At 70.3% G+C, this 12,898-nt stretch carries 12 protein-coding genes; 8 read left to right on the forward strand and 4 right to left on the reverse strand.

What is annotated here, in order from left to right:
• The first annotated feature begins 37 nt into the window (after positions 1–37).
• The gene (locus tag ABNF97_RS17145) at positions 38–1,216 is read left to right on the forward strand and encodes a right-handed parallel beta-helix repeat-containing protein (RefSeq protein WP_349339114.1); all 1,179 of its coding nucleotides are present in this window, start codon (positions 38–40) and stop codon (positions 1,214–1,216) included.
• A 573-nt stretch (positions 1,217–1,789) separates the two neighbouring features.
• Here ABNF97_RS17145 and ABNF97_RS17150 read toward each other — a convergent pair.
• From ABNF97_RS17150 to ABNF97_RS17160, 3 genes are all read right to left on the reverse strand, one after another.
• The gene (locus ABNF97_RS17150; RefSeq protein WP_349339115.1) at positions 1,790–2,446 is read right to left on the reverse strand and encodes a hypothetical protein; all 657 of its coding nucleotides are present in this window, start codon (positions 2,444–2,446) and stop codon (positions 1,790–1,792) included.
• Between the two features lie 3 nt (positions 2,447–2,449).
• Entirely contained in the window at positions 2,450–3,115 is a 666-nt protein-coding gene (locus ABNF97_RS17155) for a Panacea domain-containing protein (RefSeq protein ID WP_349339116.1), read from the reverse strand.
• Positions 3,116–3,745: 630 nt separating this feature from the next.
• A complete protein-coding gene (locus ABNF97_RS17160) occupies positions 3,746–3,922 on the reverse strand; it encodes a helix-turn-helix transcriptional regulator (protein ID WP_123560999.1) in 177 nt (58 codons plus the stop codon).
• A 226-nt stretch (positions 3,923–4,148) separates the two neighbouring features.
• Here ABNF97_RS17160 and ABNF97_RS17165 point away from each other — a divergent pair, with 226 nt between their 5' ends.
• The 3 genes from ABNF97_RS17165 to ABNF97_RS17175 are packed head-to-tail and all read left to right on the forward strand — an operon-like array spanning position 4,149 to position 6,945.
• Entirely contained in the window at positions 4,149–4,460 is a 312-nt protein-coding gene (locus ABNF97_RS17165) for a DivIVA domain-containing protein (protein ID WP_349339186.1), read from the forward strand.
• Positions 4,460–4,771: a hypothetical protein gene (locus ABNF97_RS17170; protein WP_349339117.1), complete on the forward strand. Its 312-nt coding sequence runs from the start codon at positions 4,460–4,462 to the stop codon at positions 4,769–4,771. Before ABNF97_RS17165 ends, ABNF97_RS17170 begins: the two co-directional genes overlap by 1 nt.
• The gene (locus ABNF97_RS17175) at positions 4,768–6,945 is read left to right on the forward strand and encodes a hypothetical protein (protein ID WP_349339118.1); all 2,178 of its coding nucleotides are present in this window, start codon (positions 4,768–4,770) and stop codon (positions 6,943–6,945) included. The genes ABNF97_RS17170 and ABNF97_RS17175 overlap by 4 nt, the downstream gene beginning before the upstream one ends.
• Positions 6,946–7,009: 64 nt before the next feature.
• Here ABNF97_RS17175 and ABNF97_RS17180 read toward each other — a convergent pair whose 3' ends face one another.
• Positions 7,010–7,591: a Uma2 family endonuclease gene (locus tag ABNF97_RS17180; RefSeq protein WP_349339119.1), complete on the reverse strand. Its 582-nt coding sequence runs from the start codon at positions 7,589–7,591 to the stop codon at positions 7,010–7,012.
• Between the two features lie 152 nt (positions 7,592–7,743).
• Here ABNF97_RS17180 and truB point away from each other — a divergent pair, with 152 nt between their 5' ends.
• The 4 genes from truB to ABNF97_RS17200 all read left to right on the forward strand — a co-directional run bounded on the left by truB (position 7,744) and on the right by ABNF97_RS17200 (position 12,831).
• Positions 7,744–8,637 carry a tRNA pseudouridine(55) synthase TruB gene (truB, locus tag ABNF97_RS17185; RefSeq protein WP_349339120.1) on the forward strand — a complete coding sequence of 298 codons (894 nt, stop codon included), beginning with the start codon at positions 7,744–7,746 and terminating at the stop codon, positions 8,635–8,637.
• Positions 8,638–8,685: 48 nt separating this feature from the next.
• The gene (locus ABNF97_RS17190) at positions 8,686–9,630 is read left to right on the forward strand and encodes a bifunctional riboflavin kinase/FAD synthetase (RefSeq protein WP_349339121.1); all 945 of its coding nucleotides are present in this window, start codon (positions 8,686–8,688) and stop codon (positions 9,628–9,630) included.
• 228 nt (positions 9,631–9,858) lie between these two features.
• On the forward strand, positions 9,859–10,128 hold the full coding sequence (rpsO, locus tag ABNF97_RS17195; RefSeq protein ID WP_130464241.1) for a 30S ribosomal protein S15: 270 nt from the start codon (positions 9,859–9,861) through the stop codon (positions 10,126–10,128).
• A 312-nt stretch (positions 10,129–10,440) separates the two neighbouring features.
• On the forward strand, positions 10,441–12,831 hold the full coding sequence (locus ABNF97_RS17200) for a polyribonucleotide nucleotidyltransferase (RefSeq protein WP_130464240.1): 2,391 nt from the start codon (positions 10,441–10,443) through the stop codon (positions 12,829–12,831).
• The last annotated feature ends 67 nt before the right edge of the window (positions 12,832–12,898 follow it).

Raw genomic sequence — 12,898 nt, forward strand, 5'->3', positions numbered from 1 at the left:
CAGGCGGTCGACGGGTCCGGGTACGGGGGGAGCGTCCGTGAGAAGTCTCAGGCATCTGTTCGCGGTGATGGTGCTCGGGCTGTCGACGGTGGTGGTGTGCACGTCGCCCGCCGCTGCCGAGGACGTCCAGGCCAGCTCTGCCCAGGGCGTCCAGACCATCTATCTGAACGCGGCCGGCGACGACGCCCGGGACGGCGCGACGCCCGCCACCGCGGTCCGCAGCCTGGCGCGGGTGCAGCAGCTCGTCGCCGCCGGTCCGCTCGACATGGACGTCGAGGTGCGCATCCACGCCGGCACGTACGTGGCCCAGGGCATCGTCTGGCAGACCTACCGTCCGGGCCACACAATTTCGTTCATGCCGGACGACTACGAGTACGGCGAGGGCATCGGGGGCATCGCGGCGCGGCCGGTGTTCCAGAACCGACGAGCCAGCGGATCGGGCCGGTACATCACCGGACCGTGGTTCTATGCCTGTCCCGGCAACCCCGGCCAGCCACTCGCGGAGGGCGGGACGTCCGGGTTGCGGTTCTACTACCTGCAGGTGGAGTACTACGCCAGCTCGGCCATGTCGCTGGACGGCTCGGCGGGGTCGTGCGGCGGCGGCTACCAGCGCTCGTCGGCGCCGGGCCTGCCCTCGGCGCGCGGACTTGACGGAAACACCGTCTTCGGGATGCTCCTCACGAAGATCGGCAACGCCTACACCGGCGGCTCGTGCGACAACCCCGACTTCCTGCGGTGCGGCTACGGCGGAATCGTGCTCACCGAGTCATCCGACAACCGCATCGAAAACAACCACTTCGTGGACCTGCGGAACTCCGAGAACAGCTATATCCACGCCATCTACGTGACCCACAAGAGTTCCCGCAACCGGTTCGTGGGCAACCGGGTGACCGGGGTGAGCAGCGAGCCGATCAAGGTGCGCGACGGCAGCAACTTCAACACGTTCGAGCAGAACGTCTTCGGCGCCAACGGGTTCCTCCGCTCCTCGCCGTCGATGGTCCACTACCGGGAGGAGGTGAACGAGGCCTCTGACGAGTGCGCGTCGTACCACGTCCGGTTCGCCAACAACGACCTCGGCACCTATCTCGTCGGCAGCACCGCCAACCTGCCGGCGTGGCTGATCACCCCGGCCGGCGCGACGTACAAGGGTGCCGCGGTGTGCCCGGCCCTGCCGGCGGGTGAGGTGCGGCTGATCACGGCGAACAACACCTACTGACTGGTGCTGCGGTGGTGGTCTGTCGGGCGTCGGCCGGCACCGTGTCCGTCCGGGCCGTGGCACGCCGCCGTCGCCTCGATCGGGTTTCTCCCGCCGGGGAACGGGGAACCGCGTTGGTCGGGATCGCAACGGCCGGAGTGTAAGCGGCGGTGGTTCCTTATCAGCCACTGGAGAACGCTACGCCACACCGCCGTCAGCCCGCGCCGGATCGGCGACATCGTCGCCGCCGCCCTGCACCTGACCCATTTCAGATACAAATACCTATCCCAAAGTCACTGAGATCAGCTCACTGAACTATCCGAACTCGGCTCTGACCGCTCTGTCCTCGGCTTGCGGCGAGGACTGTCGGATGCGTAGCAGCGATGTGAGGTACGAAAGCGGCTTGACCTGCGGCTTAAGGCTCGCTCACGTCCATGCGTCCGACGACGCACTACTGATCGACCGGCGAGAACCGTCCGGGGGTACCAGCCGACCTCCGGGGGTACCAGCCGACCCGTGCGATCGGAAGTCGGTCGCGGGCGGCGGTGCCGCAACCGGTTTCCGATCATGTCGATGAGAGTGCAGGTGCTCTTGTCAATTCCGCTGCCGGGATATCCGATTCGCCGAATGCCGCATGCGTGCTGCTCTTGTGAGCGCGATGAACTTGGCCGGTGGTAGCACGTAGCTGTGTCGACTCAAGCCTCCAGACGTATAGGCATCAAGGAATCCGCGATCGCGAGTCACACAGTAGACACGAGCCAAAGGATCCTCGGCAGCAAGTTGTCGACAAACGCCAAAAACCATGCCGTCCTCGTGATCAAGCGGAGGGTTGCCGTCGGGGAAGAGGTCTCCCACGCTACCGCCTCCCGACTTCTCAACGAGTCCGTAGATCAACTCATCAACCAACTCTTGAGCATCCTCAGGGCTCCAGCCCATCCCGTGGTAGCCGGTCCTCGGATCCGGCTTTACGGGCTGGCTAGCCTTTCCTCTAACGATGGTGTCGATGTGGCTCGACGTCCAGACTTCAAGCGCTTCGTCACCGGCAAAACGCCCAGACGTACACGCGGCCAAGGCCCTCAGCGAATCCTGCGCCCCATCTTTCGGGTGTGGAATCGTGATTCTCGCCAGTCGTGCGGCGGCAGCGTCGAAGTCGCTCCACGTGAACGGTTGTCCGATAATGCGAGCAACGTCGAGGTACACGTTGCAGTCGAAGACCACCAGGTGTCGTTGAATCTCCTCGCCGCTACTCACAGATCAGGCGCCGGCATGAGCCCGGCGGCGCTCCCTTCGGATCCCATCAGCACTGTACTGGTGCCCGGAATCCAGATTCGAGCTTCCCCACGGGTTGTCTCCTGGATCTGAGAACTCTTCTCCGAGCGATCCGAGTATCTCATCAACGTCGACGGGACCTGTAGCCGCCGGAGAACCAAGGTAGATGCCGACCGCGGCAAGGTCTGACGCCGTCCTGCCGCCTAGCCTGCGGTGGGCTCGGTAGAACTGCGCCATGGACTGATGGCTGACTTCCGTCGAGCATTGAGCTTCTGGAGGAAGATCGCCTCGCGCCTCCCGCCACGGGGCTTCCGCGTGTGTCAATGCGCTTAACTCATCGCCAGACATCGATCCATACGTCATAAGGACAATATTGATTAGATCCGATGTTTGGTCGTCAAGCGCGATGCCGTCGACCTGCTGGTCGATCGCCCTGCGTGTTTCTCGACCTCTGCGGGCATGCCACACCTGGGGGACGACCGGGCCGTCCTTCCATGCCTTTATGCGCTCCTCGAACAGGGGTTCGTTCGTGATGGCCAGATGCCAAGCCTGTACGTAGTAGAGCAGCTTCTGGAGGCTCATGGCATCCAGCCACGGCCCCGATCGCGCGATGATCACGGAAGCCACGTCGTCTGCCTTCAGCACCCTCATCACCCCGCTCCTCGGCTTCGCCTCCGTGCCGTCAGCAAATCGGCGCCGACAGGTTGCGTCAAGCATTGCACACTGCTATAACCTGCCGCGAGTCCGCACAGCTACCGGGCGGCCGGCACTCCTAGGCGATTAGAACGCTTGTTCGATAATACCTGACGGCAGTCGCGTGCACTACCGCTGCCAGCCACCACGCCGTACGCCTGGAAGTGGTGCAGTACGGGTCGGACCCGGTCGCTGCGTTGATGCTGGTCCTTGCGGGCGTGGTGGCCGGTTCAGGGGAAGGTGGTCGGGCGTGTCGGGCCGCCGGCACGCGCACGACGCTGAGAGCGAAGGCCAGGATGTCCCCCCCGGTGAGTGATGCGCGGTGCGGCAGACCCAGATGTCGTGACGTGCAGCATGAACGATCCTTCCGAGAGGGCTCCTTGGTGCGGGTACCGGAAGAATGGGGCGCCGTGCCGGCGGGCCGACCCCGCGCCATCCTCACCTAGCCGTGATCCGGTGCGGCTCGCCCAGGTGGTACAAGTGTATGGATCACGGTCTCGTTACCCCCGCAGCACTCCATCAGCCGCCTGACCCGGCATCGAGCTATGCCGCCTTCTGGTCGGCGTGTCGGTGTTGGCGGGCTGCCGGCTATTCGTCCAGCTCTGGACGGTGTTCTGCGATCCAGCGCTCGACGTCCTCGGCCAGCCATACGCGTCCCTGCCGCAACTCGGCCACCGGCTCCGGGAAACTCCGACGCTGTGTCAGCTCGTAGACGCGCTGCTTCGAAATCCCGCCCAGGCGCACGCGAATCTCGTGCGTGCCCATGAGCCGGAGTTTTGCCACGCTCACGACGGTAGGTTTCGCGGTCCTTGACCATCGGCAGGTTGATCACAGACAACCTGCCCGAGGGACTTGACCTAAGGCAAGTACAGCGGCAAGCTGAGCTTCGAGTCGAAGTGCCCATGCCTGGCCGGCGTACCTCCGGTCGGGCCGAGGTCACCGTCCATGTCCTGCTCCGACGTCGGGAAGGTTGGTGAAGGCGGTGCGATCTCTGCGCTGGTTGGTGTTCCGGATAGACCGGCAGCCGCTGCGGCGGCTCGGGCCGGCGTACCGGTCGGGGACGTACCGGCCGCTGATGCCGTCCCAGGTGCGGACCCGTCGGTTCACCCCGGTCGGCTTCGGGCGGCGGCGCGGAGTCGACCCGGACGAGGTCGCCCAGTTCCTAGACCAGGTCGCCGGTGACCTGGCGCGGGCGTACACCGAGTTGGCGGGCGTCCGGAAGCAGAACGCCCGGATCAAGGACGCCATGCGGCGCTGGCAGGCCCGGCCGGCGCCGACCGCCCACGAACTGGCGGGGCGCTGATGACCGAGCGGTACGTCGTACACGTGCCCTTCGCCGCGCCGACCCCGGCGACCGCCCGCATCCTCGCCCGGACGGCGGCCCGGACCCTCGCCCGGTTGCCGCAGGTCGACGTGGCCGAGGCGACCGTCTCGGCCGAGGACGACCAGATCGTGCAGTCCCGGCTCTTCTGCGACCGGCTGCTCGGCGGCGGCCGGCGGTGCGCCCTGCGCGCCGAACACCAGACCCCGTGCGCGGCCGTCGTGACCCCGGACGATCCGGAGGCGGACGGCACCGACCCGGCAGCCTTGCGGGTGTCGGAGCCGGCCGGGTGACCGGGCCGGTTCCGGCCGGGCCGCCGGTGCTGCCCTGCCGCGAGTGCGACGGCATGAGTTTCACCCTCGTCCCGTGCCGCTGCACCTACTACGGAGACCGGCTGCTGGTCAGCGAGGAGGATCGAACGCCCGGGGAGCCCTACCACGACTGCCTGGAATGCGACGGGGTCGGCACCGTCGGCCGGCCGTGCCACATCTGCCGGCAGACCGGCCGCCGTCGCGCCCAGTTCGTCCTCACCATGGCGAATCTGGACACCGGCACCCTCGCCTCGGTGAACGTCGTACCCGGGGTGGTGGAACCGCAGCGCTGGCCGGCCGACCACCGGACCTGGTGCCTGCCGCTCGCCCCGCTGCTACACGAACTGGCCGCCCGCGTCGGGGCCAAGTCCTGGACCGAGATACGCCGGCCCGGCCCGCCGGAGGAGCCGGTGGTCCTGCTGCCGTCGCGCTGGCGCCCGGACCTGCCCCCGGCGGACCGGGAACTGCTAGAGGCGGAGGCGATCGCCGCGCAGTCGTACGACCCGTGGTGGCTCTACCTCGGCAGGACGACGAGTGAACCTCCCCGAGATCCGGCCGCCGAGCTGGCCCGGCGCTGCCGCCTCGCCGACCTGCTCTGCCTAGACCTGGTGATCGAAACCCGTCGGGACCGTAACGGCACCGGACTGAGCTGGCACCTGCGCTACGAGGTGCCCGACAGCCCCGTCCCCGCCGAGGGGCGCGGCCACGCCGACGACCTGCCGAGCGCGATCACCGGCACCAGCGAGCTGGACGCCCTCTACGGGCTGGAGGAACGCGGTCGCAGCGTCCCGGCGTACCGGTTGAGCTGCCCCGACCTGCCCCCGGCCGGCCCCGCCAGCATCGACCTCGACCAGCTCGAACGCCGGATCCTCGCCGACTGCGTCGACCTGCGGACCGGCGAACCGACCGCCGGTGCGCAGGCGATCTGGCGCGACGGCCGGTGGCGCCACACCAGCCTGCGGGTCACCGACACCACGGACAATCTCAGCGAATCGTCGACCGGGCAGATCCACCAGCGGCGCAGGGTGCTGCTGCGGCGCGGCTGGCAGCCGCCGGCCCCGTCGTGGCAGGGCGAGCCTCTCCCGTACGCCGAATGCCCCGACTGCGACCCGGACAGCAACCTGCGGCGCTGCCACTGCCGACTCGGCGCCGGGGTCGCCGAACCCGACTGCCCGGCCTGCGCCGGCACCGGCCGCAGCCCGTCGGCGCTGCGCTGCCACACCTGCCGGGGCAGCCGCCGGCTGCACCAGACCGTGACCGTCACGATCACCGACCTGACCTGTCGGGTCGTCCACCTCACCTGGCAGGCCGACCCGACCGGCTGGCAGACCGGTGAACTCGGCTGGCACATCGCCCCGGACACCGTGCCGGGTGGGGAGCGGAGCTGGCGGACCGGGCGCCGGGTAGCCGCCCCGCACGTCGCCACCCAGCCCGGCGGCAAGCCGCTGCACCAGCTCCCCGGGCGGTTCCGGCTGGCGGAGTGGGCGGCCACCTTCGGGGTACGCCCCGACGACCTGACCGAACTCGACGGCGGCGGCGACCTCGATCACGACCTGCGGCACGGCACCGTCACCCTGCACCGGCCCGGGGACGACCCGCTGACCGCACACCTGACCACAGCCGCCCGGGGCCGGCCCGGCGCCCGGCTATTCGTGCTGGCCCGTCGCCCCGACGTACCGTCCCTGGCCGACCTGGTCCGGCTCGCCCTCGGACTGCACCTGACGCTCACGGTCACCGTCGTCGACCACGTCCGCAACACCGGAGACCTCCGGCTGGTGCAGGGCGAACGCTGGGAGGTGAACGTCGGCCCCGCCAGCGGGCCGGTCACCCCGGCCGACCGGCCGATCCGGTCCACTCCGGAGGCGGCGATCGCCTTCTGCCTCGACTATCTCGGACTCGCCATCGCCGGCACCGTCCCCGACGATCCGGTCGACCCGATCCCGGTGCCGCAGTGTCCGAACCCGATCGAGGTGGCCGACCCGGTGCCGCTGCTGCGCCGACTCGCCCGACACCACGCCGGCCAGCCCGTGGCCGTGCACTTCACGGCCGCCACCTGCGAGATCGTGCTCCGCGAACCCGACGGCGTACGCCCGCTCGTCACCGCGGCCACCCTGCCCGCCGCGATCGGCGCCCTCGGCCTGGCCCCGGGCGGGTGACCCGCCGGGCAGGTGCGACCCCGCCGGAACGGCCCTGTTGGACCCCGCCGGAACGGCCAGGACGTCAGAGCCGGTCGAACCCGGTGAGGCCGATGTCCAGATCGAAGGGCTCGGCGAGCTTCAGCCGGCCGTGGAAGATGCCGGTTGGCCGGTAGGTGCGGGACGTCGTCCCCAGGGCGTGGACGTAGACGGTGGGTTGCCCGGAACTCTCCTCGACCCGCCAGAAGTGCGGGATGCCCACCTGGGCGTAGATCTGCGGCTTGCGTTCCCGGTCGCGCAGCACGGAGTCGGGCGAGACCACCTCCACCGCGAGCACCACCGCGTCCGCCGGATACCAGGTCTGGTCGTTGTCGACGTCGGCATCGGCGTGCACCACGATCAGGTCCGGCTCGGGGCGCTGCTGCGGGCCGAGCACCACCGACATCTCCCGCCGGACCCGGAACCGGTCCGTCGGCGCGGCGACGGCCAGCGCCTGCTCCAGCAGCCGGAGCACCTTCATGTGGAAGAGCTTCTGCGGGCTGACGAAGACGAGGCATCCGTCGATGAACTCGGCGTGCGAGGGAAGGCCGGGAATCCGGTCGAGATCATCGGCGGTGAAGCCACCGGGCGGCGGGCGGAACCGTTCGTACACCGGCTCGGCACTCATCGCCTCACCCCTGCGGTCGACCTGCCCGTGACGCTCAGCATAACGAAGAGTGCCTTTCCGGCGTGGTGGTGCGCGCGGTGGCCCGATTCCCGGCGGCCCTGGTGCGGGCGCCCTGCCGGTCGCGTCACCGGGATCTGGCACGCTGGTATCCCGTGAGCGGTGACGGTCTGATCGTGGTCGACAAGCCCGGCGGCATGACGTCGCACGACGTGGTGGCCCGGATCCGGAGGCTGGCCCGGACCCGTCGGGTCGGGCACGGCGGCACGCTGGATCCGATGGCGACCGGAGTACTGGTGATCGGGGTGGGCCGGGCGACCCGGCTGCTGACCTACGTGATCGGGGCCGGTAAGAGCTACACCGCGACGATCCGGCTCGGCCAGTCGACGGTGACCGACGACGCCGAGGGCGAGGTGGTCGGCACCGCCGACGCCGCCGGGGTCACCGAGGAGGCGGTACGCGCCGCCGTGCTGCCGCTGACCGGTGAGATCGACCAGGTGCCGAGCGCGGTCAGCGCGATCAAGGTCGACGGACAGCGCGCCTACAAGCGGGTACGCGACGGCGAGGCGGTCGAGTTGGCCGCGCGTCGGGTCACGGTCTTCCGCCTCGACGTGCTCGGCTCTCGTCGCAACACCGTCGACGGGCTGGCCGTGTTGGACGTGGACGTGGCGGTGGAGTGCTCCTCCGGGACGTACATCCGGGCGCTGGCCCGGGACCTCGGCGCCGCGCTCGGGGTCGGCGGACACCTGACGGCGCTGCGGCGTACCGCCGTGGGCGGCTTCACCCTGGCCGAGGCGGCGACCCTGCCGGAGCTGGAGGAACGTGCCCCGGACGTGGTCAACCTGACCGTCGAGGCGGCCGCCCGGCGGTTCTTTCCGCAGCGGCAGGCCAGCGCCGACGAGGCGAAGGTGCTCTCGCACGGCGGCCCGCTCGACCCGGCCGGCATCACCGGGCCGTACGCCGTCTTCGATCCGGCGGGCGGCCTGATCGCTATCGTCAGCGACCGGGACGGCCGAGCCCGGGCGGAGATCGTGCTCGCCCCGGCCTGAACGAGCGACCGAGCCGGGCAGGCGCACGGAAGGATGAAGGGACCAGGGATGCAGCGGTGGCGGGGGTACCACGGGGCGCCGATGGGCTGGGGCCGGTCGGTGGTGACCATCGGGGTCTTCGACGGGGTACACCGGGGACACCAGGCGATCATCGGGCACGCCGTGAAGCGTGCCCGGGACATGGGCGTGCAGTCGGTCGTGGTCACCTTCGACCCGCATCCGGCCGAGGTGGTCCGGGCCGGGTCCCACCCGGCGGTACTGACCGAACAGGCCCGCAAGGCGGAGCTGATCGAGGCGCTCGGGGTGGACGTACTCTGCGTGGTCCCGTTCACCCCCGACTTCTCCCGGCTGTCGCCGGAGGCGTTCGTGCACGACGTGCTTGTCGAGCAGTTGCACGCCGCCCTGGTGGTGGTGGGGGAGAACTTCCGGTTCGGCCACCGGGCGGCCGGCGACGTGGCGCTGCTGGAGCGGTTGGGCCGGACCTTCGGCTTCGGCGTGGAGGGGGCGCCACTGGTCGCCGACGCCGACACGGTCTTCTCGTCCACCTACATCCGGGCCTGTGTCGCGGCCGGTGACGTGACCGCTGCCGCCACGGCGCTGGGCCGGCCGCATCGGGTGGAGGGCGTGGTGGTCCGGGGTGACCAGCGGGGGCGGGAGATCGGCTTCCCAACCGCCAACCTGCTCTGCCACCGGTACGCGGCGGTGCCGGCGGACGGCATCTACGCGGCGTGGCTGATCCGGCGGGGCGGCCGGGCGGGACAGCGCGCCGAGCGGCTACCGGCGGCCGTGTCGATCGGCACGAATCCCACGTTCTCCGGGCGGGAGCGCCGGGTCGAGGCATACGTACTGGACTTCTCGGGCGATCTCTACGGGGAACGGCTCGCCCTGGACTTCGTGGCGTACCTGCGGGAGATGCGCGGTTATGACGGCATCGAGCCACTGGTCGCGCAGATCAACGCCGACGTCGAGCAGACTCGCCGGGTGCTCGCCTGACCGCGGCCGCGGCGGACCGTCTGACCAGGGCCAACTTTCCCGGCCGGATGATCCGCCCAGGTCGGGCGTGCCCTTGACTCGGCCGAACCCGGACAGGCTGGTAGCCTGGCGGGGACGTCGGATTACCGGCGTGGCCTCGCGTGCCTGCACGACGCCGCGGGTGCGAGGTCGCCCCGGCCCGGTCGCCGACCGGCCCGGGCGGACACGACAATCCGGAAACAGGGAGATATGGCGCTCGACCAGGCAAGCAAGGCCAAGATCCGCCAGGAGTACGCGACCGCCGAGGGTGACACCGGTTCACCCGAGGTGCAGGTGGCGGTGCTGACCAAGCGGATCGCCGACCTCACCGAGCACCTCAAGGTGCACAAGCACGACCACCACAGCCGTCGTGGTCTGCTGCTGCTGGTGGGTCGCCGTCGGCGGCTGCTCAACTACATGCAGAAGAAGGACATCAACCGCTACCGGTCGCTCATCGAGCGGCTCGGTCTGCGGCGGTGAGCTGAGCGGGGGAGCGGCCGTCCCGGTGACGGTCCGGCGGCAGGAGGTCGCCGAAGGCACCGACGGGCAGCCGCTCCACCCGCCCCACCTCGCCACACCCGTAACCAGGGGCCAGCGCGACCACCCGATGGGGAGCCGGTCGACGCACCGGTCCTCGGTAGTGGCCCCCGGGCCGGCCGGCACTGCCGGCGCCCCGGGCGCTTCGATCGAAGACCGGTTGTCTGAGCAGCTCCTCTGGCCACGGTCTCGCACCGGCGGATACCGGCGCGGAGGGCAGTCGCGGGCCCCCGATCGAAGGAGTGCTACCGCACCATGACCGAAACGTCCAGTCCCAACAGCACAGGCACGCTGGGTACCCAGCACCGCACCGCGGTGATCGACAACGGGCCATTCGGCACCCGTGAGATCACCTTCTCCACCGGGCGGCTCGCCCGGCAGGCCGCCGGCTCCGTCCTCGCCCAGCTCGGCGAGACCGTGGTCCTCTCCGCGACCACCGCGGGCAAGCAGCCGAAGGAGCAGTTCGACTTCTTCCCGCTCACCGTCGACGTCGAGGAGCGGATGTACGCGGCGGGCCGGATCCCCGGCTCGTTCTTCCGCCGGGAGGGGCGGCCCAGCGAGGACGCCATCCTCACCTGCCGGCTGATCGACCGGCCGCTGCGCCCGTCCTTCGTCAAGGGACTGCGCAACGAGGTGCAGGTCGTCGAGACCGTGCTGGCGCTCGACCCGCAGCACCCGTACGACGTCGTGGCGATCAACGCCGCGTCGCTCTCCACCAAGCTCTCCGGCCTGCCGTTCTCCGGCCCGATCGGGGCGACCCGGATGGCGCACGTGGACGGCCAGTGGGTCGCCTTCCCGACCATCGAGGAGCTGACCCGGGCCACCTTCGACATGGTGGTCGCCGGTCGCGCCCTGCCGGACGGCGACGTGGCGATCATGATGGTCGAGGCGGAGGCCACCGAGCACACCGTGGCACTGGTCGCCGGTGGGGCTCCGGCGCCGACCGAGGAGGTCGTGGCGAGCGGCCTGGAGGCGGCCAAGCCGGCCATCCGGGAACTGTGCCGGGCGCAGAGCGAGATCGCCGAGATCGCCGCGAAGCCGGTCGCCGAGTTCCCGGTCTTCCTCGACTACAACGACGACGTCTACGAGGCGGTCGCCGGGGTGGCGCGCGGTGAGGTCGCCGAGGCGCTGAAGATCGCGGGTAAGGCGGACCGCGAGGAGGCGCTGGAGCGGATCAGGGACCGGGTCGTCGAGGAGCTCGCTCCGAGCTACGAGGGCCGGGAGAAGGAGATCGGCGCGGCCTTCCGTTCGCTGAACAAGTCCGAGGTACGCTCCCGGGTGCTCCGCGAGCAGGTCCGGATGGACGGTCGCGGCGCGCGGGACATCCGGCCGCTGAGCGCCGAGATCGCGGTGCTGCCCCGGGTGCACGGCTCGGCGCTCTTCGAGCGCGGCGAGACCCAGATCCTCGGCGTCACCACGTTGAACATGCTCCGGATGGAGCAGGCGCTGGACACCCTCTCCCCGGAGAAGACCAAGCGCTACATGCACAACTACAACTTCCCGCCGTACTCGACCGGTGAGACCGGCCGGGTCGGGGCGCCGAAGCGGCGCGAGATCGGACACGGCGCGTTGGCGGAGCGGGCGCTGATCCCGGTGCTGCCCAGCCGTGAGGAGTTTCCGTACGCGATCCGCCAGGTTTCCGAGGCGCTCGGCTCGAACGGCTCCACCTCGATGGGGTCGGTCTGCGCCTCCACGCTGGCGCTGCTCAGCGCCGGTGTGCCGCTGAAGGCGCCGGTGGCCGGCATCGCGATGGGCCTGATCTCCGACGAGGTCGACGGCAAGACGCAGTACGTGACGCTGACCGACATCCTCGGTGCCGAGGACGCCTTCGGCGACATGGACTTCAAGGTCGCCGGCACTCCGGACTTCGTCACGGCGCTCCAGCTCGACACCAAGCTCGACGGCATCCCGTCGGACGTGCTGGCGGCGGCGCTGCAGCAGGCGTACGAGGCCCGGCAGGTCATCCTGGGCGTGATGCAGGAGGCGATCGAGGGCCCGGCCACGATGTCGGACTACGCGCCGCGGGTGACCACGGTGAAGATCCCGGTCGACAAGATCGGCATGGTGATCGGGCCGAAGGGCCAGACCATCAACGCCATCCAGGACGAGACCGGTGCCGAGATCTCGATCGAGGACGACGGCACCATCTACGTCGGCGCCACCAACGGCCCGTCGGCGGAGGCCGCGGTCGAGCGGATCAACGCGATCGCGAACCCGACGCTGCCGAAGGTCGGCGACAAGTTCCTTGGCACGGTGGTCAAGACCGCCGCGTTCGGGGCGTTCGTCTCGCTGCTGCCCGGCCGGGACGGCCTGCTGCACATCTCGAAGGTGGGCGACGGCAAGCGGGTCGAGCGGGTCGAGGACTTCCTCAACGTCGGCGACAAGGTCGAGGTGCAGATCGCCGACATCGACGCCCGCGGCAAGATCTACCTGGACAAGGTGCGGCCGGAGGGCGAGGAGGCGCCGGCCCAGCAGGCCGGTGGCGAGCGTCCGGCCGGCCGGGACCGCGGCGACCGTGGCCCGCGCGACCGCAGCGACCGGGACCGGGGCGACCGCGGTCCGAGCCGGGGCGACCGCGAGGGCGGCGAAGGTGGCGGCGAGGGCGGTGGCGGCGAGCCGCGCCGCCGGCGCAACCGGCACAGCTGATCGATCGCGCCGCGCCGGCCCCTGCCGCACCCGACCGGGTGGCGAGGGCCGGCGCGGCGCGCGGCAT

The sequence above is a fragment of the Plantactinospora sp. B6F1 genome, from assembly GCF_040120695.1.
Taxonomy (GTDB): domain Bacteria; phylum Actinomycetota; class Actinomycetes; order Mycobacteriales; family Micromonosporaceae; genus Plantactinospora.

What these genes read in the sequence shown, in the direction of transcription:
- ABNF97_RS17170 (WP_349339117.1), top strand. Translation starts at nt 4,460, where the DNA reads ATGACCGAGCGGTACGTCGTACACGTGCCCTTCGCCGCGCCGACCCCG.
- ABNF97_RS17200 (WP_130464240.1), top strand. Translation starts at nt 10,441, where the DNA reads ATGACCGAAACGTCCAGTCCCAACAGCACAGGCACGCTGGGTACCCAG.
- ABNF97_RS17155 (WP_349339116.1), bottom strand. Translation starts at nt 3,115, where the DNA reads ATGAGGGTGCTGAAGGCAGACGACGTGGCTTCCGTGATCATCGCGCGA.
- ABNF97_RS17160 (WP_123560999.1), bottom strand. Translation starts at nt 3,922, where the DNA reads ATGGGCACGCACGAGATTCGCGTGCGCCTGGGCGGGATTTCGAAGCAG.
- rpsO (WP_130464241.1), top strand. Translation starts at nt 9,859, where the DNA reads ATGGCGCTCGACCAGGCAAGCAAGGCCAAGATCCGCCAGGAGTACGCG.
- ABNF97_RS17180 (WP_349339119.1), bottom strand. Translation starts at nt 7,591, where the DNA reads ATGAGTGCCGAGCCGGTGTACGAACGGTTCCGCCCGCCGCCCGGTGGC.
- ABNF97_RS17190 (WP_349339121.1), top strand. Translation starts at nt 8,686, where the DNA reads ATGCAGCGGTGGCGGGGGTACCACGGGGCGCCGATGGGCTGGGGCCGG.